Source organism: Saprospiraceae bacterium (assembly GCA_016713025.1).
Classification (GTDB): Bacteria; Bacteroidota; Bacteroidia; order Chitinophagales; family Saprospiraceae; genus OLB9.
In genome coordinates, this window is the sequence record JADJPZ010000004.1 from 463,228 (window position 1) to 486,380 (window position 23,153).

At 38.2% G+C, this 23,153-nt stretch carries 17 protein-coding genes and 1 pseudogene; 16 read left to right on the top strand and 2 right to left on the bottom strand.

Features of this window, described 5'->3' with window-relative positions:
• Positions 1-19 precede the first annotated feature (19 nt).
• The 10 genes and pseudogenes from IPK35_08380 (at position 20) to IPK35_08425 (ending at position 14,493) form a co-directional block, all read left to right on the top strand.
• On the top strand, positions 20-3,445 hold the full coding sequence (locus IPK35_08380; protein MBK8053271.1) for a hypothetical protein: 3,426 nt from the start codon (positions 20-22) through the stop codon (positions 3,443-3,445).
• A 37-nt stretch (positions 3,446-3,482) separates the two neighbouring features.
• Positions 3,483-4,751: a glycosyl hydrolase family 17 gene (locus IPK35_08385; protein MBK8053272.1), complete on the top strand. Its 1,269-nt coding sequence runs from the start codon at positions 3,483-3,485 to the stop codon at positions 4,749-4,751.
• A gap of 89 nt (positions 4,752-4,840) precedes the next feature.
• A pseudogene (locus IPK35_08390) lies at positions 4,841-6,225 on the top strand (MFS transporter).
• Between the two features lie 87 nt (positions 6,226-6,312).
• On the top strand, positions 6,313-7,158 hold the full coding sequence (locus IPK35_08395; protein ID MBK8053273.1) for a glycosyl hydrolase: 846 nt from the start codon (positions 6,313-6,315) through the stop codon (positions 7,156-7,158).
• 69 nt (positions 7,159-7,227) lie between these two features.
• Positions 7,228-7,848: a hypothetical protein gene (locus IPK35_08400; protein MBK8053274.1), complete on the top strand. Its 621-nt coding sequence runs from the start codon at positions 7,228-7,230 to the stop codon at positions 7,846-7,848.
• Positions 7,849-8,532: 684 nt separating this feature from the next.
• On the top strand, positions 8,533-11,634 hold the full coding sequence (locus tag IPK35_08405; protein ID MBK8053275.1) for a glycosyl hydrolase: 3,102 nt from the start codon (positions 8,533-8,535) through the stop codon (positions 11,632-11,634).
• Between the two features lie 73 nt (positions 11,635-11,707).
• On the top strand, positions 11,708-12,469 hold the full coding sequence (locus IPK35_08410; protein MBK8053276.1) for a metal-dependent hydrolase: 762 nt from the start codon (positions 11,708-11,710) through the stop codon (positions 12,467-12,469).
• Positions 12,470-12,669: 200 nt separating this feature from the next.
• Positions 12,670-12,885, top strand: coding sequence for a hypothetical protein (locus tag IPK35_08415; GenBank protein MBK8053277.1), 216 nt, complete (start codon positions 12,670-12,672; stop codon positions 12,883-12,885).
• Positions 12,875-13,204, top strand: coding sequence for a type II toxin-antitoxin system RelE/ParE family toxin (locus IPK35_08420; protein ID MBK8053278.1), 330 nt, complete (start codon positions 12,875-12,877; stop codon positions 13,202-13,204). Before IPK35_08415 ends, IPK35_08420 begins: the two co-directional genes overlap by 11 nt.
• 92 nt (positions 13,205-13,296) lie before the next feature.
• Positions 13,297-14,493 carry an amidohydrolase gene (locus IPK35_08425; protein MBK8053279.1) on the top strand — a complete coding sequence of 399 codons (1,197 nt, stop codon included), beginning with the start codon at positions 13,297-13,299 and terminating at the stop codon, positions 14,491-14,493.
• Here IPK35_08425 and tilS read toward each other — a convergent pair.
• A complete protein-coding gene (gene tilS, locus IPK35_08430) occupies positions 14,467-15,816 on the bottom strand; it encodes a tRNA lysidine(34) synthetase TilS (protein ID MBK8053280.1) in 1,350 nt (449 codons plus the stop codon). The two genes, IPK35_08425 and tilS, sit on opposite strands and share 27 nt — an antisense overlap.
• Before the next feature lie 51 nt (positions 15,817-15,867).
• On the opposite strand from tilS, the gene IPK35_08435 reads away from it, so the two are divergent.
• Entirely contained in the window at positions 15,868-16,449 is a 582-nt protein-coding gene (locus tag IPK35_08435; protein ID MBK8053281.1) for a hypothetical protein, read from the top strand.
• A gap of 520 nt (positions 16,450-16,969) precedes the next feature.
• Here IPK35_08435 and IPK35_08440 read toward each other — a convergent pair.
• Positions 16,970-17,704: an RDD family protein gene (locus IPK35_08440; protein ID MBK8053282.1), complete on the bottom strand. Its 735-nt coding sequence runs from the start codon at positions 17,702-17,704 to the stop codon at positions 16,970-16,972.
• A 20-nt stretch (positions 17,705-17,724) separates the two neighbouring features.
• Here IPK35_08440 and IPK35_08445 point away from each other — a divergent pair, with 20 nt between their 5' ends.
• Genes IPK35_08445 through IPK35_08465 form a run of 5 tightly spaced genes read left to right on the top strand, consistent with a single transcriptional unit; the run spans position 17,725 to position 23,018 of the window.
• Entirely contained in the window at positions 17,725-18,696 is a 972-nt protein-coding gene (locus tag IPK35_08445; protein ID MBK8053283.1) for a stage II sporulation protein M, read from the top strand.
• Positions 18,689-19,465, top strand: a complete 777-nt coding sequence (locus IPK35_08450) for a hypothetical protein (GenBank protein MBK8053284.1) — start codon at positions 18,689-18,691, stop codon at positions 19,463-19,465. The genes IPK35_08445 and IPK35_08450 overlap by 8 nt, the downstream gene beginning before the upstream one ends.
• Complete coding sequence (locus IPK35_08455) at positions 19,462-20,670, top strand: DUF4350 domain-containing protein (protein MBK8053285.1); 1,209 nt, start codon at positions 19,462-19,464, stop codon at positions 20,668-20,670. Before IPK35_08450 ends, IPK35_08455 begins: the two co-directional genes overlap by 4 nt.
• A gap of 3 nt (positions 20,671-20,673) precedes the next feature.
• Entirely contained in the window at positions 20,674-21,669 is a 996-nt protein-coding gene (locus IPK35_08460) for a MoxR family ATPase (protein MBK8053286.1), read from the top strand.
• A gap of 2 nt (positions 21,670-21,671) precedes the next feature.
• Positions 21,672-23,018: a DUF58 domain-containing protein gene (locus IPK35_08465; GenBank protein MBK8053287.1), complete on the top strand. Its 1,347-nt coding sequence runs from the start codon at positions 21,672-21,674 to the stop codon at positions 23,016-23,018.
• Positions 23,019-23,153: the final 135 nt, after the last annotated feature.

Consider the following 23,153-nt stretch of genomic DNA (forward strand, 5'->3'; position numbering starts at 1 on the left):
TAGATCAAATATTAGAGATATGAATGAACAGATTTTGCTTACATTTGAAGAATTTGGTGATGAACAATTTCTAAAGATATCTAATAATAATCTGCTGCGCCCTTTCTTTATGAGCATAGTGAGTGATTCTGATCATTGGATGTTCATCTCGAGCAATGGAGGTCTGTCGGCAGGTCGAAAAAATGCTGAGTATGCACTTTTTCCTTATTATACAGATGACAAAATCACCGAGTTTGCAGATATTACCGGAAGCAAAACCATTTTTCAGATTGGAAAAAGAGAGGAGAAAGTCATTTGGGAACCATTTTCAAATAGAAACAAATATAATCTGAATCTAAAAAACAATATCTACAAAAGTATCTATGGCAATAAGATAATATTTGAAGAAATCCTGACGGACTTCAACCTTACTTTCAGATATTCCTGGGCTTCAAGTGATCAATTTGGTTTTATTAAATCTTCTTCGCTGATCCAGAATGGTCAACAAAGTCTTGAGATAATAATATTGGATGGCATCCAAAACATCATGCCTTATGGCGTGACCAGTGACTTGCAGAGAGCCAGCAGTCATTTGGTAGATGCATATAAACGAAGTGAGCTTCATCCATCTTCCGGATTAGGCATCTTTGCTTTGAGCGCTATCATAGTAGATAAAGCTGAACCAAGCGAAGCGTTGAAGGCAAATATCGTTTGGTCTCATGGTTTAAAGGATGTTACCTATCTGATGTCATCACTTCAGCTGGATACATTTAGAAATGGAGATGGCATAAAACCTGAAACTGACAAAAAAGGCGAAAAGGGTGCATATTTTATTTCAAAAAAAGTGGTTTTAAGTGCCGGAGAAAACCTTTCATGGCAATTTGTGGCTGATGTAAACAAAAACCATAGCCAGATAGTAAAAATCATTGCTGATATTCAGTCCACACCTGATTTGAAAGAAAAAATTGAAGCAGATATGGTGAAAGGAACCCACAACCTGATACAACTTGTTGCTGCATCAGATGGTATTCATCACACGAACGACGTGCTTCAGGATTGCCGAAACTACGCCAATGTGCTCTTTAACATCATGAGAGGCGGGATTTTTGATGACGGGTATAATATTGATAAAAGAGATTTTGAAAAGTATATCCAAAATGGAAATAAAGAGGTACATCAAAGGCATCAGCAATTATTGCAATCCATGAATGCTGTTTCTGAGTATGATTCACTGATCAATGCAGCCAGAGAAACAGAAGATGAAGACTTTATCAGGCTGACAATAGAATATTTACCTCTAAAATTCAGCAGACGTCACGGTGACCCAAGCCGACCATGGAACAGATTTTCGATCAATCTGCGTGACGAAAACACAGGTGATAAAATCCTGGATTATGAAGGCAACTGGAGAGATATATTTCAGAATTGGGAAGCTCTTGCTTATTCATATCCGGAGTATATCGATGGTATGATCTTCAAATTTGTCAATGCATCTACTTTTGATGGATATAATCCATACAGGGTGACTAAAGATGGTTTTGATTGGGAAACTATAGAACCCGATGACCCTTGGTCCTACATCGGATATTGGGGAGATCATCAGATCATCTATCTGCAGAAATTTTTGGAAATCATTCATAAATTTAAACCCGGAGGTTTACAATCCTATTTTGATAAAGACTGGTTTGTTTACGCAGGAGTTCCTTACATTATAAAACCATATGAAGATATTACAGCCAACCCTAAGGATACCATAGATTTTGATCATCATTGGAATATTAGGCTGAGGGAGCAACGAAACAATATCGGAGCAGACGGAGCATTACTCAGAAGTAACGAAGACAGCATTTATCACGTCAATCTTATTGAAAAATTATTGGCAACGTTACTTGCAAAAATGTCCAATTTTATCCCTGAAGGTGGTATTTGGTTAAATACTCAACGCCCGGAGTGGAATGATGCCAATAATGCCTTGGTAGGCAATGGGGTATCTATGGTCACTCAATATTACTTGAGAAGATTTTTGGTTTTTCTCAAAGACGCCCTTGATCAATCTGATATGGAAAATGTAAAATTGTCCAATGAACTGATTGAATTTTATCACAGTGTACGTGAGACCTTAGAAGTCCACCAATCTCTGCTTAAGGGTTCTTTCAGTGATAAAGATCGAAAGATCATTCTTGATAAACTCGGCAGAGCTGCTTCTAATTACAGATCTCAAATATATAAATCAGGCTTTTGGGGCAAAAAAAGAACAGCATCCATGGAAGGCCTTAGACGTTTTGTAAGAGTAAGTATCGACTTTGTGGAACATACGATTTGTTGCAACCAAAGAACAGATGGGCTGTATCATGCTTACAATCTGATGACTTATACTGAAAGCGGGGTCACCATATCACATCTTGATGAAATGCTTGAAGGGCAGGTAGCTGTCCTTAGCTCTGGTTATCTCGATGGTCAACAATCTTTGGCAGTACTTGATGGCATGAAACAAAGTGCTCTTTTCAGGGCTGACCAATACAGTTATATTCTCTATCCTAACAAAAAGCTACCTGGTTTTTTGGAGAAAAATAGGATTCCTGCCAAGGATGCAGAAGTTTCTGCACTGATACAGAGAATGGTATTGGAAAAAAACACTTCCATAGTAGAGAAAGATATCCGGGGTCAATATCATTTCAATGGCAACTTCAAAAATGCAGGTGATCTGAAAAATGCTTTAGATCGGATAGAAAATGATGACTATACAGATTTAATCAAAAAGGAAGGTGCACAATTACAAAATATATTCGAAAAAGTATTCCACCATAAAGCATTTACCGGGAGATCAGGTACTTTTTACGGATATGAAGGTTTGGGTTCCATTTACTGGCATATGGTGTCTAAATTACTGCTGGCAGTTCAGGAAAATATTCTTGGAGCCATCAAGTCTAAGGAGAACAATGATATCATCGGCGGGTTATTTGACCATTATTATGAAATACAGGCAGGTATTGGGGTACATAAAAATCCAAAACTTTATGGTGCATTTCCTACTGACCCGTATTCACATACCCCAATGCACAAAGGAGCGCAACAACCAGGTATGACCGGTCAGGTAAAAGAAGATTTGTTGTCTAGATATGGAGAATTGGGAATTGAAATAGAAAATGGGCATTTAAAATTTAATCTGACATTGTTAAGAAGTTCAGAATTTCTCAATGATGTTAAAACTGCATGCTACAAGGACTTAAGTGGAAAAGATAAGACAATAGAAATCATGAAAGATCAATTATATTTTACATATTGTCAGGTACCTGTGATTTACGAAGTTAGTGATACCAATGGAATAGAAATTCGGTATCAGAATGGACAAATTTCAACTTTTACCGGTCAAGCTTTGAATCATGAGGATAGCAACTCCATTTTTAAAAGGCAAGGTAAGATAGAAAAAATAAAACTTTTAATAGATAAAATATCTCTAAAATAAATTATCATTACGCTGATAAATCTAATGCTATATAAATATGAAGCCAATATATTCAGTATTGTTGACAGTTTTTTTAATACTGTCTTGTAATGTAACACAAAAAGTAAAAAATAGATCAGAAAGTATGACGGCTGAACAAATATTGGGTAACCCTCATTATCAGGCAATCAGTTATGGAGGTTACCGCCAAAAGAGCAGAGATATCCAACCGACCATTTCAGAGTTGAAGGAAGATTTAAAGATCATGTATGCTATGGGTTTCCGAATCCTGCGCACCTACAATGTCCATCTTGCTGAAGCAAGCAATCTCCTGAGAGCCATCAGGGAAATGAAAACTGAAAATCCCCATTTTGAAATGTATGTGATGCTGGGTGCATGGATCGATTGTAAAAATGCCTGGTCCCACCTTCCTGTTGACCACAATCAGGAAAGTGAAAATAATGAAATAGAAATTCAAAGGGCCATTGAATTGACCAACCAATATCCTGAAATAGTAAAAGTCTTTGCAATTGGTAATGAAGCTATGGTCAAATGGGCTTCAAGTTACTATGTTCAACCTTGGATTATCCTTAAGTGGGTCAATCATCTGCAGGACTTTAAAAAACAAGGTAAACTTCCCAAAGATTTGTGGATCACCAGTTCAGACAATTTTGCATCGTGGGGTGGTGGTAGCGATGATTATCATATTGATGACCTGAAAAAGTTGATTCAAGCTGTAGATTATATTTCTTTGCATACTTATCCTATGCACGATACGCACTATCACCCGGATTTCTGGGGAGTAAAAACTTCAGAATCATCATTGTCTGATAGAGAGAAGGTAGATGCTACCATGTTGCGAGCCAGAGATTATGCCATACATCAATACCAGAATGTTGTCAGGTATATGAAATCATTGGGTATCAACAAGCCGGTACATTTGGGCGAAACAGGTTGGGCTACTCAATCCAGTGAACACTATGGAGACACAGGATCCAAAGCCACAGATGAGTATAAATCCGCAAAATATTACAAACTTATGAGAGATTGGAGTGATACAAATAAGGTGACATGTTTTTATTTTGAAGCTTTTGATGAGCAATGGAAAGATGCAGCAAATCCATCCGGGTCAGAAAATCATTTTGGTCTTATCAATTTGAAATCTCAGGCAAAATATGCCATTTGGGACCTTGTGGACAAAGGGGTATTTAAAGGATTGACCCGTGATGGAAAACCAATTTCAAAGACTTTTAATGGTGACGAAAAACTCATGTGGGATTCAGTAAAAATTCCTAAAACAGTAGAATCCATCAAAGTTTATAAATAGGAAAGTCATACAAACCATTATCTTAAAGTCACAACAAAACAAGCCACATTACGATGAGTACCAATCACAACAAATCCAGTACAGTACCGATGACACAAAAGGTAGCTTTTGGCCTTGGTATGCTAGCCAATCAAATGTTTCCAGCGGCCTTAGGTATCTTTATGGTAGTGCTCGTACAAGACCTGGGATTCCCCGGGTGGATGTGGGGAATTTTATTCTTTCTCCCAAGAGTGTATGACTCTCTCACTGATCCTATCATGGGTTTTATTTCTGACAATACACAATCCATTTGGGGCAGGAGGCGGCATTATGTGTTTATAGGAGCTATCATTATGGGTATTTCGTTCATCATTATGTGGCAGCTCTACAGGGAAGATGGAGTAAATTACAATTTTATTTATTTTCTTCTTTGGTCCATTGCTTTTTATACAGGATTGACCATTTTCAGCGTGCCATACGTGGCGATGGGCTATGAAATGAGTACTGATTTTCACGAAAGAACAGATATTATGGCTATTGCTCAGTGGATTGGCCAATGGGCGTGGGTACTAGCCCCTTGGTTATGGGTGGTCATGTATGATCCGACTTGGTTTCCCAATGCCGATACTGCTACACAGACCCTCGCTATTTGGGTAGGTATTTTTTGTACGATTCTGGCCGTGATTCCTGCCATATTTATTAAGAGTGAATCAACAAAAAATGATGCATCTTTAACTCCGCTTACATTTTCTACAGTGGGTTCAGGGATGGTGCAGATAGTCATAAGTTTCAAAGAAGCTTTTGCTTTTGCCCCTTTCAGAAAATTATGCATTTCTACTTTTCTTATCTTCAATGCATTCAATACTATAGCAAGTTTTTCATTTTTTATAGTAGTCTATCATCTTTTTAATGGTGATGCCGCTAAAGCAGGAATATGGCCTACTCTATTTGGTAGTGTAGGTGCACTGGTCACCACTTTCGTTGTTATCCCTATCGTGGCCAGACTTTCAAAAAGGACTGGTAAAAAGAAAGCTTTTATCATTTCTCAGGGCATATCCATCATAGGCTATATTTTGCTTTGGTTTCTATTTGTTCCGGGTAAGCCGTATATGTTCATTTTTGCACTTCCCTTCTTTTCATTCGGTATAGGAAGTTTATTTACATTGATGATGTCTATGACTGCAGATGTTTGTGATCTTGATGAACTACACTCCGGGAAGCGAAGAGAAGGTGTTTTTGGAGCTATCTATTGGTGGATGGTCAAGTTTGGTTTTGCTATTGCAGGATTATTGTCTGGAGCTATCATGTCTCTCATAGGATTTGTGCCTGGTGCAGATTCACAAAGTGAAGAAGCTATCACGGGATTAAGACTTTTTATTCCGGTGTGCCCATATTAGGTACACTCATAGCCATGTATGTGATGAGAGATTACGACTTGTCAGAAGAAAAATGTCATGAAATCAGAGCACAGCTCGACCAAAAAAAAGGAGAATAAACTGTCCAATTATCTTAATATATGTCTTACAGATCAGAACAAATTGCTCCTTATCAAGGGTTTCCTTATCAGCACAATGATGTGTTTATGGTAAATATGGGTGTGGAGGACATTGATGCATTGTTTCTGGAAATCCTGAATAGCGGAATTCATGGTATTTGCTTTAGTCTTTATGAAGACGGACAAAAACCGGGTGACATCATTTCAGCAGCTCAGGTAAAAAGACGAATAGAAATTATAAGGCATCATGCACAATGGGTCAGATCATTTTCAACAACAGAAGGCAACGAACTCATCCCTGAAATAGCCAAGCAACATGGAATGAAAACCATGGTTGGAGCATGGTTAGGAAATGATAAAGGAAAAAATGAACAAGAATTAAAAAACCTTGTTTCGCTTTGCCAAAATGGATTGGTGGATATTGCAGTAGTTGGAAATGAAGTTTTGTACAGAAACGACCTGACCCTCGATGAACTCCTAGAACACATAAAGCTGATAAAAACTCAGGTTCCTGACATTACTGTAGGATATGTAGATGCTTATTATGAGTTTAGCAGGCATCCGGAGTTGGTAGAAGTTTGCGATGTCGTTTTGACCAATTATTACCCATTTTGGGAAGGTACAAGTTTTGAAGATTCATTAGGGCATCTTCATCATATGCACCAGCAAACGTTACAGGCAGCCAACGATAAAAAAATCATCATTACAGAAACAGGATGGCCAAGCCAGGGTGAAAATACTAATAACGCTTTTCCGGATCCGATTTCTGCGATGAAATACTTTATCAATGCACAGTTATGGGCAATGGATGCAGGAATCGAAATGTTTTATTTTTCATCTTTTGACGAGTCGTGGAAAGTAGGTGCAGAAGGTGAGGTAGGGGCTTATTGGGGACTTTGGGATAAAAATGAAAAATTGAAATATATCAAGTAAGAAAAAATTTGAATGATCTACTTAAAAAATTTATTAATCAAATATTTTGGGAAATACTTAAAAGATTGAATGACAGCATTTTTATACATCATTTTAATATGTATTCTGATAACGGCGTTGCTTGTCCTCTACTTCAAGTTATCAAATACAAATAGAGAAGTGATAAAATGGAAGGAACAAAATGATGCTAGTACAATCTTACTGAAATCTATTCAGAACGAAGTCAAAAAAAATAATGAAACCATCGCATTGCAGGAAAATCTTTTGCGAATCAAAACTAAAGATATAATTATAAAATCAAGGGAACTCGACGAAAAAAACCACCTTATAGGACTCATTAAGACCAAAATTTCGGATGCTCAGCAAAATCCTGCTAAAATCAAAAACAGAGTTCATGAAATTGATCTCGAATTAGAACATTTTTTAAAGGTAGAAGATCACACTTTTGAGATGCAGATGGACGAATTGAACCAGGCATTCATGAAGCTCCTAAAATCAAAATTTCCTGAAATCACTCCACATGACCAAAGGATCTGCCTATATATCAAAACAGGAATGTCATCTCTTGAAATGGCAGCTCTCATGAATGTACTGCCTTCAAGTATTTATATCAGCAGGTCACGACTTAGAAAAAAACTCGGTTTGGAAATGGATCAGGATTTGTACGGATTTCTGACGCAGCTCAGATGAACATTTCTATAGCTGATCAGCCTTGAAATTTAATTTTCAAATCCATAAATAAGCGTATTAGTTCTACTTTGTTAACTTAAGAATTGAGTCCAAAATGTTTCAAACTTCTTCATTTGTTTTATGCCACCCATTCAAAACCATGACAATGTAAATACCAAGTTAAAAAATGATTTATAGCTTAATAATGGGACTATCTTCATTTGTCTGGCTTTGTCGCTCAAGCCGCGACTGGCTTTTACTTTTTTTCATTACCAAAAAAAGTAAACAACCCGCCTGCCTACGGAGTCGGGCAGGAAAAGGTTAGTTCCGCTAAATCGCTCCGCGTACCGGAACGGCCACGCTTCTTATATTCTAATTTAATGTTTGCTATTTAGCCTAGGTTAAATACAATATCTGATCGATTATATGACGTAAAAGCTAAGTTGACAAAGTAGTATTAAGCATCAAAAATCAGGATTGAATAAAGATGCGGTTAAAAATTACGGGATTGGTAAGTAAAAATAAAATTTGATATGCAAACTAACCCAAACTCAAAATTAGTAATTTTTCCGAATAAATGTGATAAAAAAATTGGTAAAACCGCATTACAATTTACATTTGTATTTTTATATTTTTTACCTTTTTTAAAATTCCAGTAGTATGAATATTTCTTTGCCAAAATACGTGAATTTGTTTTTCGCATTAATTTTGTTTACGTCATTCATTTATTCCCAAGATAACTCTTCCAAATCCTTTGATAATCTAAAATTCCGTTACATAGGTGTCGATGGCAACAGAACCATCGCTGTTGTAGGTGAAGTAGGTAATCCCATGGTCTCTTATGTAGGGGCGGCATCAGGTGGTATCTTCAAGACCGAAGATGGAGGGCTTAATTGGAAACCCATCTTTGACGATCAGGATGTGGCAGCCATAGGTTCATTGGCTATCGCGCCTTCCAATCAGAATCAAATATGGTGCGGTACAGGGGAAACTTTTGTAATTCGACCCGCACATCAATATGGCAACGGTATCTACAAATCATCTGATGCAGGCAAAACATGGAAACATATGGGACTTGAAAATTCAGCCCGAATAGGTAGAATAGTCGTACACCCGGTAGATACCAATACTGTTTATGCCGCCGTATTGGGTAATACTCATGCACCCCAGAAAGATAAAGGTGTGTATAAAACAACAGATGGAGGCAAAACCTGGCAACAGGTATTTTTTGTCAATGAATATACAGGATGTAATGAGATTGAAATAGACCTGAATAACCCTGATATATTATTCGCTGCTATGTGGCAGGCCGATATAAAAACATGGGGACTGAAGTCCGGAGGAGAGGGCAGTGGTATCTACCGCTCGACAGATGCCGGCAAAACCTGGGAACCTATGAATACCAAAGGTATAGAGTTTGGTAAAAATCATCCTGTCGGAAAAACATCAGTCTGTATCGCACCATCCAACTCCAACATCGTTTATGCGCTCATAGAAGATAAGGAACCCAGATTGTATCGCACCGAAAATGGCGGAAATAGCTGGACATTGGTCAAAAAAGACCATTCTATGGCGCAACGCGCACCTTATTACACCAGGGTACGCGTATCCACCGGAAGTGCCGATGAAGTATATACCATTTGTGTCAATATCCTGAAATCCAAAGATGGAGGTAAAACCTGGGTAAAAGGGGAAGGAAGTCCATGGGCGATGGGCGGTGATTGTCATGATATGTGGTTTGACCCCAAAAATCCCAACAGACAAATGGTAGCTCATGATGGCTGTATGAATATGTCCATGAATGGCGGGAAATCATGGCAAAACATCAATCTACCTGTAGCACAAATGTATCATGTGGCTGTGGATAATATGATTCCGTACCATGTTTTTGGCAACAGGCAGGATGGATATTCTTATCGTGGTCCGTCCAACAGCAGGACAGGAAGTATCACACTCAGCCATTGGGAGAATTGTGGTGGATGTGAGTCAGGTTTTGCTCAGGCCGATCCGTTTCAACCCAATATTATCTGGTCTGGCTGTTATGATGGTGGACTGGATGTCACGGATATGAATACAGGTATAGCAAGAGATGTAAGGGTATGGCCGGAAACTCAGTACGGCTGGAAACCTGCAGATGTAAAATATCGCTGGCACTGGAATTTTCCGATGGTCATCTCTAAGCATCAACGAAATACCGTGTGGGTAGGAAGCCAGTTTATACACAGGACTACCAACGGAGGTCAATCGTGGGAAATCATCAGCCCTGACCTCACGACTGCCGATCCCTCCAAAATGGACAATTCAGGTGGTATAGCCAATGATAACCTCAATACCTGGGATGGATGTACTACACTCAATATGGCTGAATCCCCTGTGGCAGATGGTACGCTTTGGGTAGGTACCAATGATGGTTTGCTCCATGTCACCACTGATGGTGGCAAAAACTGGATCAATGTGACTAAAAACATATCCGGTTTGCCGGAAGGTGGTTCGGTTTCTTGTATCGAGCCATCTCATTTTGATGCAAAAACCTGCTATGTATCATACAGACTCAATTATATAGGTGATACAAAATCATACATTTTTAAAACCACAGACAATGGTCTTACCTGGATAAAAATTAAGGGTGATATTCCGCAAAATCAATTATCCACCATTTTCCAGATCAAAGAAGACCCCGCATTAAAAGGTTTGTTGTATACCGGCACAGACAATGGCTTGTATTTTTCCCACAATGATGGTCAAAAATGGACACGGCTGAAAAATAACCTCCCTCCGGCGCCTGTATATGGTATTGCGGTTCAAAAGCACTTTGGCGACCTGGTGATTGGCACATACGGACGTGGTTTTTATATCCTGGATGACTTGACACCTATCAGAGAGTGGACAAACCAGGTGAAAGACAAATCTAATCATTTGTTTGGTATAAGACCGGCCTATAGATTTCAAAGATTACAAGGTACGCATGCTGAGGGAGGTGATTTTTCAGGTCAAAATCCTTCCTACGGGGCGACTATCAATTATTATCAAAAAGATACTTTATCAAAAGCTGCAAAAATTGTTGTCTTAAACATGTCGGGAGATACCATAAAAAAATATACGGCTATAAACAAATCCGGTATTTTCAGAACAAATTGGGATCTACGTGGAGAAGCAGCCAAACTGCCCAGACTGAGCACCAAACCAAGAGGCAATGATTGGCTGGAGTTGGACAAAGATGGTACAAGACCTATCTATCCCTGGGACTTAGATATGCAACCGGGTCTTAATGCACCTTTGGTACCTGAAGGAAAGTATAAAGTACAATATATTGCGGACAACAAAGTACAGGAACAAATAGTCGAAGTCAAAAAAGATCCCAATTTACCAAGCAGCACAGAAGATATCAAAAAGCAATACGAATTCGGTGTGAAACTCAACAGAGACATTAAAGTCACCACAAAGCTTATTGAAGATATGGAAAAACAAAGGGCAGCTTTACTCAAAGCCATAGCCAGTGAAAAATCAGACATAAAGAAAAAGGACCTGACTCATCTTGAAGAACAAATCTACCAATTAGAAAGTGGACTATTGGATTTGAAGCAGACCGGTGCAAGGCAAGATAACTTTAGAAATCCTGTGAATGTTCTGGAGCGTTTTCTTGCTATAGGAAAAGAGCTATTAGTATCCAGTGGAGACCATCCGCCTACCAACCAACAAGCAGAAGTCTATACATTGACCAATAAAAAATTAATATCTATTCAGGAAGCGCACAAAAAACTGATGGAATCAAAAGAGTGGAAGGCATGGATAGGGGACAGGCCTTAAAATAGATAAAAAATGTCTGATAGAACCTGACGAATGATGACATTACGTTAATGAAACTAATAATTCAATTACTTTGGACATCATTACACATACCATGTCGGGAGTCTTAGTTGGAGCTACAGTCGCTTCATCTGCAATTAGCACCAAGGCAAAAATAAACATCATTCTGGTTGGAGCATTGGGAGGTTGTTTGCCGGACATTGACGCCATCAGTCTTTGGTCGGGATTTGATGATACTTTTGGAAAAATATTTAATCTCAATCATGCCGGACATGAGATATATTTCAGTAAGTTTTGGTACTCACATCATGGTTTTTTCCACTCCATAGCAGCGATAGTAGTATACCTATTGCTATATGTGACAGTAATGAAAATGGATGCAATAATGGCCAAGAAATCAACAAATGTAAACTATCATGCCTTTGTGGCATTTTCAGGTGGATATCTGGCACATATACTTAAAGACTTACCTACGCCTTCGGGAAGTTGGGGTGGTATCAATCTGTTCTGGCCTTCTTCTGAGTGGATTGGTGGTACCGGACAGACGTGGTGGTGGAACAATTATGATATATTTTTGATAGTTTTGGTCTCATGCACCATCAACATTATTATGGCCTTTTGGAATACTAAATGGAAGAAAACAGTTTCTATAACAATTTTGTCAATGGCTTTCTTTATGATCATTTTTCAAATCAACAACAGACATTTTGATTTCAATGCCAGTGGTTATGGGGCAAAAGAATCCATTTCACTGGACATCCAAAGGGAAATTCTTGGTGAAAAGCTTTTTGACTTCATGGTCAAATTGGATAATAAGATAAAGATCAATTTCTAAATAATTAATACCTACTTATATCCATTGTAAAATTATACTTGATTTGAATTGACAACTTTTTATTAGTCAAAAGTTATTGAATTATACATTCTTAATGTATTGGATCGAGGACTTCGACCATCACGGAAAATGATTCTCAAATTTGAAATATGAACTAAATAATATATTTTGATGTTAAAAAGATCGAGTAATAAATTAAGATGAGACAAGTAACTATATATACGACTGATAAGGAATATAGCCATTTTATAGAGCTGGCAAAAAACCTTCATTATGTCAAAAAAATAGAAACAGATGAAGAACCATCAAAGACTTTACTTATAAATGAGATCAAAGAAGCTGTTGATAATCTTGCTTTAGCCAGAAAAGGTAAACTAAAACTTAAATCTGCAAGAGAATTGTATAATGAGTTATAATGTTTTATCTATTCCGCCTTTTAATAAGCAAATAAAACGTTTAAGCAAAAAATACCCGTCTTTAAAAGAAGAATTCCTTAATTTAATTGAAAGCCTTGAAGAAAACCCTATTCAGGGTATCGATCTAGGTAACAATTGTTTTAAAATTCGACTATCTATCGCATCCAAGGGGAAAGGTAAAAGTGGAGGTGCAAGAGTAATTACAAATATATTCATTTCTTCTGAAACAGTATATTTGCTTGCCATTTATGACAAGTCTGAAAAAGAAAACCTGTCAGAAAAGGAACTGATCGAACTGCTGAGATTTTTGCCTGAATAGAAACACAAAAGACGAATTTGTTATAAACAAATTGGATAATCAAATAAAGATCAATTTCTAAATAATACCTACCTTTACAGCCATAAGCAATAATGGTGAATGTGGATACATCCCTTCTGAGTGAAATAAAAAACCTGGCAACATCTCTGCGTTCGGAAGTGGTGGATATAAGACGTCATCTCCACATGCATCCTGAGTTATCTTTTGAAGAGGTACAGACAGCTGCCTGGATCTGTGGTCAATTGGATGAATTGGTTATACCTTATACCAAAAATTGGGCAGGAAATGGAATTGTGGCAGAAATCCGTAGTACAAATTCTGACAAAGTAGTAGCGCTCAGAGCAGATATGGATGCGCTTCCTATTATGGAAGCCAATGAAGTCACATACAAATCAGTGCATCATGGAGTCATGCACGCATGTGGGCATGATGTACACATGGCTTGTTTATTGGGTGCTGTAAAAATTCTGCATAAATTACAAGACAAGCTTCCGCATTCTGTCAGATGTATCTTTCAACCAGGTGAAGAAAAACTTCCTGGTGGTGCATCCATGATGATCAGGGAAGGAGTCTTGGAAAATCCTGTTCCTTCAGCGATCCTGGGACAGCACGTTTTTCCATCTTTACAAGCCGGAAAAGTGGGAATCAGATCAGGGCTCTACATGGCATCGGCTGATGAGATATTTATCACAGTTTCGGGAAAAGGAGGTCATGGTGGAATGCCAAATGAGTGCACAGACACCATACTTGCGGCGTCACAGATGATCGTAAGTCTCCAGCAAATTGTGTCACGACGTAATAATCCATCAACACCATCCGTGCTCAGCTTTGGAAAGTTTCAGAGTGATGGAGGCGCTACCAATATCATACCGGATACCATAAAAATTGAAGGTACTTTTCGGACTATGGATGAAGATTGGCGGTGTCAGGCACACGGACTGATCACATCTATAGCACAGGATGTATGCAAAGCCTATGGTGCAAAATGTGATATCAATATCATCAAAGGATATCCTTGTCTGATCAATGAGCCATCTTTATCCACTTCTGTAAAAACATTGATGGTGGCTTATCTTGGGGTGGAAAATGTTGTTGACCTCCCGCTCAGAATGACATCTGAAGATTTTTCATTTTATTCTCAGGTGATCCCTGCATGTTTCTACAGATTAGGCACCGGAAATTCGGAAAAAGGGATAACATCTCCGGTACACACACCTACATTTGATATTGACGAAAGTGCTCTTGAAGTCGGTATGGGTCTTTTAGCATGGAATGCTTTCAATGTTTGACAGTCTTATCAGCTCAATTTTCCAGATTTTTTTAGTATTATGATTGATGACAACGCTTTCGGATTTCCTAAAGCCTGGTATGGCGATGATTTCATGATCATGTGTCATCACTACCAGTTTTTCCTTATCAAAGAGATTTACTTTATGGTTGGTGAAAAAGTCACTTAGCACCTGAGATTTTCCGCCCATACCTGAAGGTTTGAATTTATCACCTGGCATAATACCGCGTAATATTACCTTTCCGGTCAATCGATCTGCATTAAGGTATAAGGTGTTATGTGTATCCTGCATGCTTTTACCTTCAAAAGATACTTCCGAAATGATGATTTTGCGATCGGCCCATTCATGAGAAAATGGCAGACTATGGATTATTATTTCCCTATCAAAATTGAAAACCTGGCCTTTACGACGGATGATGAGTTGGGCGCGGTCGGTGATAGCTTCATGGCTATCTGTCAAAAAACGCTTGCCGGAAGATGTTTTGCTGTTTATAATATCTGAAGTTTGGTCGATATTAAATCCAAAGGTTTTTATCAAATGAAAAAGCCACTGAACGTATATCGGATCCGTGTTGAATGTATTTAATTGAATACTAATATAAGTTGGCTTATGAGTAATAATTTCTGACGAAACCTTTTCTATTAAAAAATCAAGTAATTTTTTCGTATCGCTGAGATTTTCAATACTTCTTACGATGCCGGAGTATGATCTTATATCTGTTTCATAAATGGATGGTAAAATATTGTTTCGAAGTTTGTTTCTCAGATATTTATTGCTCTTATTACTACTGTCTTCTCTGTAATTTACGGAGTTTTCAGTACTGAAATCTTCAATTTCTTTTCTGGTTGCAAAAAGTAATGGGCGGATGATTTTTCCATTTATTGCTTCAATACCATCCAGCCCGGACAATCCACTTCCTCTCATGAGATTGATAAAATACGTTTCTACCATATCGTCTTTGTGATGTGCGGTAGCAATTTTGTCAAAATGATGCTCTTCAGCAAGTTGATACAACCATGCATATCTGATTTTTCTGGCTTTGTCCTGCATATTGCCGCTACTAAATTCAGTCGGATCAATATCAAGCTGAAAAAATGGGATGTTATATTTTTCTGCATAGTTTCGGACCAAAGTGGCATCTAAGTCCGATTCTTTTCCCCTTAATCTGTGGTTGATATGGGCCAAAGCAATAACATAACCTGCCTGATGGAAAAGATGCGTCATCACCATGGAATCCTGTCCACCAGATACGGCAAGTAATATTTTTTTGTCCTGACTTACTATTTTTTTCTCCCGAATATAAGATAAAAACCTTTCAAGCATTAATTTTGCTATTCCATTTATTAATTCACAAAATAAACACAATTTTAAAATATGAGATCATTGTTAGTAATTTTAGTTTTTTTTATAGTTACATTGATGGCATGCAAAACTGATAATACACCTGGAAAAGGAAAAGATACAAAGCAGGAACCGATAAATGATGCTTACATCCTTCTCAATCAGACAGGTATCGCTCCGGTAGAGTTGGAAGCCATGCGAAAGACTGCATCAGAAACACTGGCATTCAGAAAAAAAGAGTCCGGTAACAAGTCTTACACCATTATGGACAAGGATATTTGGGCTTTTGGAGGTTTTGTTACAGAGTCAAAAACTTTATTTACTGATTCATTAGGAGGTGCCTGGATCGATTTTAAGGAAAACCTTACTTATGACTATGGCAAATATGACAAAAAAGGCGGAAGCGGACATTATTATTATGATATGGAAAAAGCCACTTTACTGATGCTGGACGATAATCCAGCCATCAAACCACAGGAATTTGATGTGAAAATCAGAGAGGATATGTTAGTTATTGTTGGTCAGCCAAATACACGAGATAACAACATTCAGGCGAAACTTGACAGGATGCCATCTTATCCGTCCAAAGTGAAACCAACCGCTGCACCGCAATAAAGCAAGCAAATTCTTAAGCAGATTTGTTTAGAGTATGTTTAAATTTTTATGTTTGAGCGAAAGTGAGAAAATTTAATTTTGGACAATATGACTGAATGGTCTCGTCTACAGACGAGAATTGAGTAAAATAGTTTACTCAATAAAGCTTTGCAGTGAGCGTAGTCGAAGTGTGAAGTAAGTGTGAAGTAACTGCGAGCAGCTGCTCGAAGCTAATACTGAATATAGCCGTTCAAGACGGTTTTTTAATAAAAATGTCATGATCGGGATAGAAGTGTCCCGAAAGTTCAAGCGTAGCTTGACACAATACGGCGAAAAATATAATGCTGGATAAAATTAAATTTGCCGCTTGGTGCCAAATGATAAAATTTTAAACACTCTAAGGTCAAACGTTGAAAAAAGGGTAGGATAGGGGGTTTTATTTTTGCTTTTTTCTCTAGTAAAAAGTCATGAGACTCTTCTAACTTATGATGACCCCATCAATAAGGGACTGTTTAATGTGGTGTAAATATGCCAAATTTGCCTATTTACCAGTATAATAATTGTAATCTTTGATGATAGTAGAGATAAATTTTGAATCCGACAATGCACCTTGTTTGATTCCTGATACCGTTTCCATTTTATCGATCAGTTTTCTTATGGTTTTCAGATCATTATTTTTGATGGCATTCTGATATGTTTCTTTGATGATGCGCATATCATTGTCAGAAAACCTGACCACCTGAGCAAATACCGGCTGATAGTCCTGTGAAAGATTTTCAAGTATTGTATGGCTGATGTTGATATTATTTTTGAGCGATATGACAGCAGTACCGGCTGCAAGGTCTCCCAACCTCTGATGATTTTTGGACATTGCCATGCTGATCATACCTGCCATATACAAAGATGCCGACATATCTACCAATCTCATCACCCACCTGATAAGGTAGTCAAAAAAAGACGCCTGATACCCGTCAATTTTTACAACTTTTATTCCCAATAGTTTTTTGCCGATGGTCTGACCTTCCATCAGGGATTCCTGCACCAGTGTATAAAACATCATTGGAAGATACATCACTACATAAATAGCCATCATTGACCAATCATCTTTGATGACTCTGTCAATAGACAAACCCGAAAGTACGGTCCACTGTAGGAGCAGATGATAACAAAACTTGACAGCTCCATCCGTCAAATAAGCTCCGATACGTGCTCCTATACTGGCTACAGTAAAATTAATATTGACATTTTGTGTTGTATTTATGCTTATTTCAGGCATTCGTATTATTTTTACACCCTATGAGGGAAATTTTGTTTATAAAACGCAACAAAGAAAAATGGCATACTTTTGAGCAGGCTATCAGCGGTAAAATTAAAAAAAATCCTGATGAACTTGCCGGTTTGTATGTTCAATTGATCAATGACCTTGCTTTTGCACAGACATACTACCCAAAAAGTAAAACCGTCATCTACCTGAATCACCTGGCAGCGTCTGTCTATCAGCAAATATACAAGACAAAACGGGCAGATAAAAATCAAATTGTTGTTTTCTTCAAAAATGAAGTTCCGATGCTTATAAGGGAAAACAAAAAATTTCTTCTGTTTGCTTTTTCCTTGTTTTTTTTATTTGTCAGCCTTGGGGTATTATCGGCTTTGTATGATGATTCATTTGTACGCCTGATCCTGGGTGATGGCTACGTAGATATGACATTAGACAATATCAAAGGCGGAGATCCGGTTGCAGTGTACAAATCAGGGTCCAACTGGGGAGGATTCATAGGCATCACTATGAATAATCTGATGGTAGGCTTGAAGTGTTTTGTATATGGTGTGTCAGGAGGCTTGGGCACGGCATACATTATGCTTCACAATGGCATCATGATTGGAGCCTTTCAGACTTTTTTCGGTCAGCAGGGTGTATTGTGGGAAAGCGTCAGAGGAATTTGGATACATGGAAGTATGGAGATTTTTGCTATAGTGATTGAAGCCATGGCAGGATTGATTCTTGGATTTGGTATTTTATTTCCCGGCACCCAATCAAGACTGCAGTCCTTCAAAAGCAGTATGAAAAAAGGTTTAAAAATCTGGATCAGTACCATACCATTTACTATTTCTGCGGGATTTTTGGAGGGCTTTGTCACCAGGTTTTCCAATGTGATGCCAAATGCAGTAAGTGTGGGCATCATCTTGTTTACGCTGGGATGTATAAGCTGGTATTATCTCATATACCCATTTTGGTATGAGCACCAAAAAATTGAGACTTATGAGTAACAAACTATGTCAGGCGATACATATTTGGGTTTTTTTGATGGCTTCTCTGATGATGATAGGTCAGGAAGATACTTTAAGCACTCAATTTGCTGATTTTGAAGAGGAGTTAGGCGTTGTTGATGAAGAAAATGATGTGGTACCTGCGCAGGAGGAAGTGAGAAAATTTGATGAAAACTATAAAAGACGGTATGAGTCAGCAGAATTTGACTATGAAATCAAGCCAAAAAGTAAAAATGCCTTTCAGAGATTTTTGGACTGGTTGTTTGGATCCGGGGCGAAGAAATCCGGGTCATCCAATGCGGGCTTATATCTGGTATGGTTTCTCAGGATTTTTGCATTTTTGGTCATAATTTATGTTGTATTTGCCATAGTAAGTATCCTTCTGGGCAAAAAAGGAAACTGGCTCTTTGATAAAAAAGATGAAAAAAGAGTCATCACCTTTCCATTACAAGCTGAGGACATCATTTCTGGCGACTTCAAGACGCTGTATGAAAAAGCAATGCAAAATGAAGATTATAAGATGGCTGTCCGGTACAGATATCTTCTCCTATTGCAACAATTGGCCAAAAAAAATATCATATCATACCACAAGGACAAGACCAATTCAGATTATTATTATGAAATAAAGGACAAAAATATATCGTCGTCATTCTCCTACGTGTCTTACATATATGAGCACATTTGGTACGGCGGATTTGAACTTCAAAAAAAGGACCTAAGCGTAGCAGTCCAGGCATTTGATCACACATCATCACTGATCAGGATATGAGTCGGAACAGAATCACCATAATAAGTATCTTGGCAGGACTCATCCTGGTAGCCATATTTTTTGGAAGCGCAGGTAAAAAACCACTAAACTGGAACCCTACTTACAATACAAAAGACAAAATTCCCCTGGGCCTGTATATCTTTGACAAAGAGGTAGACAGCTTTTTTCATGTTTATGTCGAGCGTTATAAAGATGACCTGAAAGATTACTTTTATGAAGGGGTATTTGAAGATTCAGTACTCTATGACTATTGTATGATGAATATCAATATGTCTTTTGATGTTGATAAAAAACAAACCGAAAACCTATGTTCCTTCGTGAAAAATGGAAACAGTGTATTTCTGAGTGCCGGCTCGTTTTCTGAATCCCTGATGAACAGACTGAAACTGGAAGTTTTTAATATTCCTTACTCAACTTTATCTGACAAAAACCATGAAAATATTAAGATATACCTGCAGGACAGTACGGCAGGCAGTAAAATCATCGGACAAAGGACTATCACGGGATCGTACTTCATATCATATGACAGCGCCTCAAGTCAGGTATTGGGCTACAGAATGTTCAATAAAGTAGTGCAACCCAATTTTATTAAAGTAAAGATGGGCCTAGGACATTTTTTTATCCACCTGGAGCCTGCCGCTTTTTCCAATTACCATTTTATGACAGGTGATGATTATAAATATGCTGAAGCCGTTCTCACTCACATCCCTTATAATCAGGATATCATATGGTTACTTCACAAACAAACTTCCAGGGTAATTTCTGATTCACCACTCAGATTTATTTTATCTCAGCCTCCTTTGAAATGGGCATGGTATCTCCTCATTACAGGGCTTCTGGCTTTCATTATTTTTAACATCAGAAGGAGTCAGCGCATCATTCCTGATCTGCCACCTCCTGCAAACACATCAGTGGAATTTGCAAAAACTGTAGGTAATCTTTACAGACGGGAAGGTGATATAAAAAACATCATCGATAAAAAGATCATATATTTTCTTGAAAAAATCAGGACAGATTATCATCTGCATACTGATGTGCTTGATGAAAAGTTTGCCAAAATGCTGCACATAAAATCCGGCAAAGACATAAAAATCATAGAGAGAATCGTGCTTCTGATCAATAAACAACGAAATTTTGATTTTGCCAGGAGCACGCACGACTTACAACAACTTAATGATACTTTTGAAAACTTTTATAAATCATAAAATATGGAAGACAATACCATGAACGAGTCATTACACTTTGAAAGCAGGCTGGACATGAGCCGTTTGCATGAAAAAATTGAAGCCATAAAAGGAGAAATTTCGCGTGTGATCGTAGGACAGGAAAAACTGGTGGATATGTTGCTGATATCCCTTCTGGCCAATGGGCATACCATCCTAGAAGGTGTGCCCGGTGTTGCAAAAACAATCACAGCCAAATTGTTGTCAAAGTGCATACAGACCGATTTCAGCAGGATACAATTCACTCCTGACCTGATGCCAAGTGACATCCTGGGTACGCTTGTATTTGATGTCAAAAAAGCGGATTTTGAGTACCGTAAAGGACCGATATTTGCAAATGTAGTACTGATAGACGAAATCAACAGGGCTCCTGCAAAAACTCAGGCAGCACTATTTGAAGTCATGGAAGAGCGTCAGATCACCATGGATGGAACAACCTATCCTATGGAACTGCCTTTTCTTGTCGTGGCTACTCAGAACCCCATCGAGCAAGAAGGTACTTACAGGTTGCCTGAAGCACAGCTGGACAGGTTTCTCATCAAGATACAAATAGACTATCCCGCTAAAGATGAAGAGATAGAAATCATCACCCGAGAGAATAATTTGTATTCAGGTTCCAAACTTGACGATATCTCACCGGTCATCAGTTCAAATGAAATCATGGAATTTCAGTCACTCGTAAGACAGGTGAAAGTGGACCCGCAAATGATAACCTATATCGCCGGCATCGTGGTCAGCACCCGACAAAACCCTATGCTGTATCTCGGTGCATCTCCAAGGGCTTCTATAGCCATACTCAATGCATCAAAAGCACATGCCGCTATCAGAGGAAGAGATTTTGTCACGCCTGATGATATCAAAGAAGTGGCATACGCAGTCCTCAATCACAGACTGATTGTTTCTCCTGAAAAAGAAATGGAAGGCATCACGACATCGCTCATTATCAAACAAATCCTCGAATCAGTAGAAATACCACGATGACCATGACACAAGTCATAAAGACACTATATAAACACTTGTACATCCAACCCCGTTTTTTTTATGCAGGGATAGCTGTGGTTTTTGTTTTTATAGTTTCTTTTTTTATTCCGTTATTATTTGTCCCGGCTCAAATTATGCTGCTTTTGTTGGTGCTATTTTTTATTTTTGATACCATATTGCTGTTCAGGTCTGAAAAAGGAGTAGAAGCGCAAAGAATTTTATCTGACAGATTTTCAAATGGCACTCAAAATACCATTGAGCTAAAAATTACAAATCATTACGGTTTCAGAATAAGTACGGAAATCATTGATGAACTGCCGCCGGAGTTTCAGGTGAGAGATTTTGAGATCAGAAGCGCTGTTGCTGCCGGTAGTACAGAGATCTATGTCTATCAGCTGCGCCCGACATTCAGAGGGCTGATAGATTTTGGAGATGTTCATATTTATGCTGCTTCCCCATTGTCCTTAGTAAAACGCAGGTATAGCATTGATCTGAAAAAAGAAGTGGCAGTTTATCCATCCGTAGTTGACCTTCGCAAATTTGAGCTTATGGCATTTTCCAATAAAATATTTCAGCATGGATTAAAAAAGATCAGGAAGCTTGGCCATACTATGGAGTTTGAAAAGATCAAAGAGTACGTGCCGGGAGATGACTTCAGGACAGTCAACTGGAAGGCCACAGCCAAGAGCAACAAACTAATGGTCAATCAATATCAGGATGAACGATCCCAGTCAGTCTATTGTATTATCGATAAAGGCCGGGTGATGAAAATGCCATTTGACGGGTTGAGTCTGCTGGATTATGCGATCAATACCACTATCATCCTGTCCAATGTTGTGCTAAGGAAACAGGATTATGCAGGATTCTTTTCATTTTCCAAAAGAGTGGACAACAGGGTAGTTGCTGACAAAAAAGCCACCCAAAAGGAACGAATCATGGAAGCACTGTACAATGTAAAAACGGATTTTTTTGAATCAGATTATGGCAGACTCTATGCTGACATCAAAAAAAACATCACACACCGCAGCCTTTTGTTTCTGTTTACTAATTTTGAAACGCTGGATGGTCTCAGCCGACAACTGCCTTACCTCAAAGCTATTTCCAAAAATCATCTGCTGATCATCATTTTTTTTCAAAATACTGAATTGGAGCAATTGGCGGATGTTGTGGCAGACACAGAAGCCAAACTTTATGATAAAGTCATCGCTGAAAAGTTTTTATTTGAGAAAAAGCTGATTGTGCAGGAGCTAAAAAAATATGGTATCACGTGTATACTCACGAAGCCTCAAAATCTGACAGTAGATGCCCTCAATAAGTATCTTGAGATCAAGGCCAGGAATATGATATGATTTTAAGTAAGGAACGAGGAGAAAGGAATTTGGAACGTGGAGAAAGGAAAAAGGAGAAAGGAAAAGGGAGAAAGGAAAAAGGAGAATGGATCGTGGACCTTGGAAATTAGAGAACGGAAAAGGGAAAATTTCGAA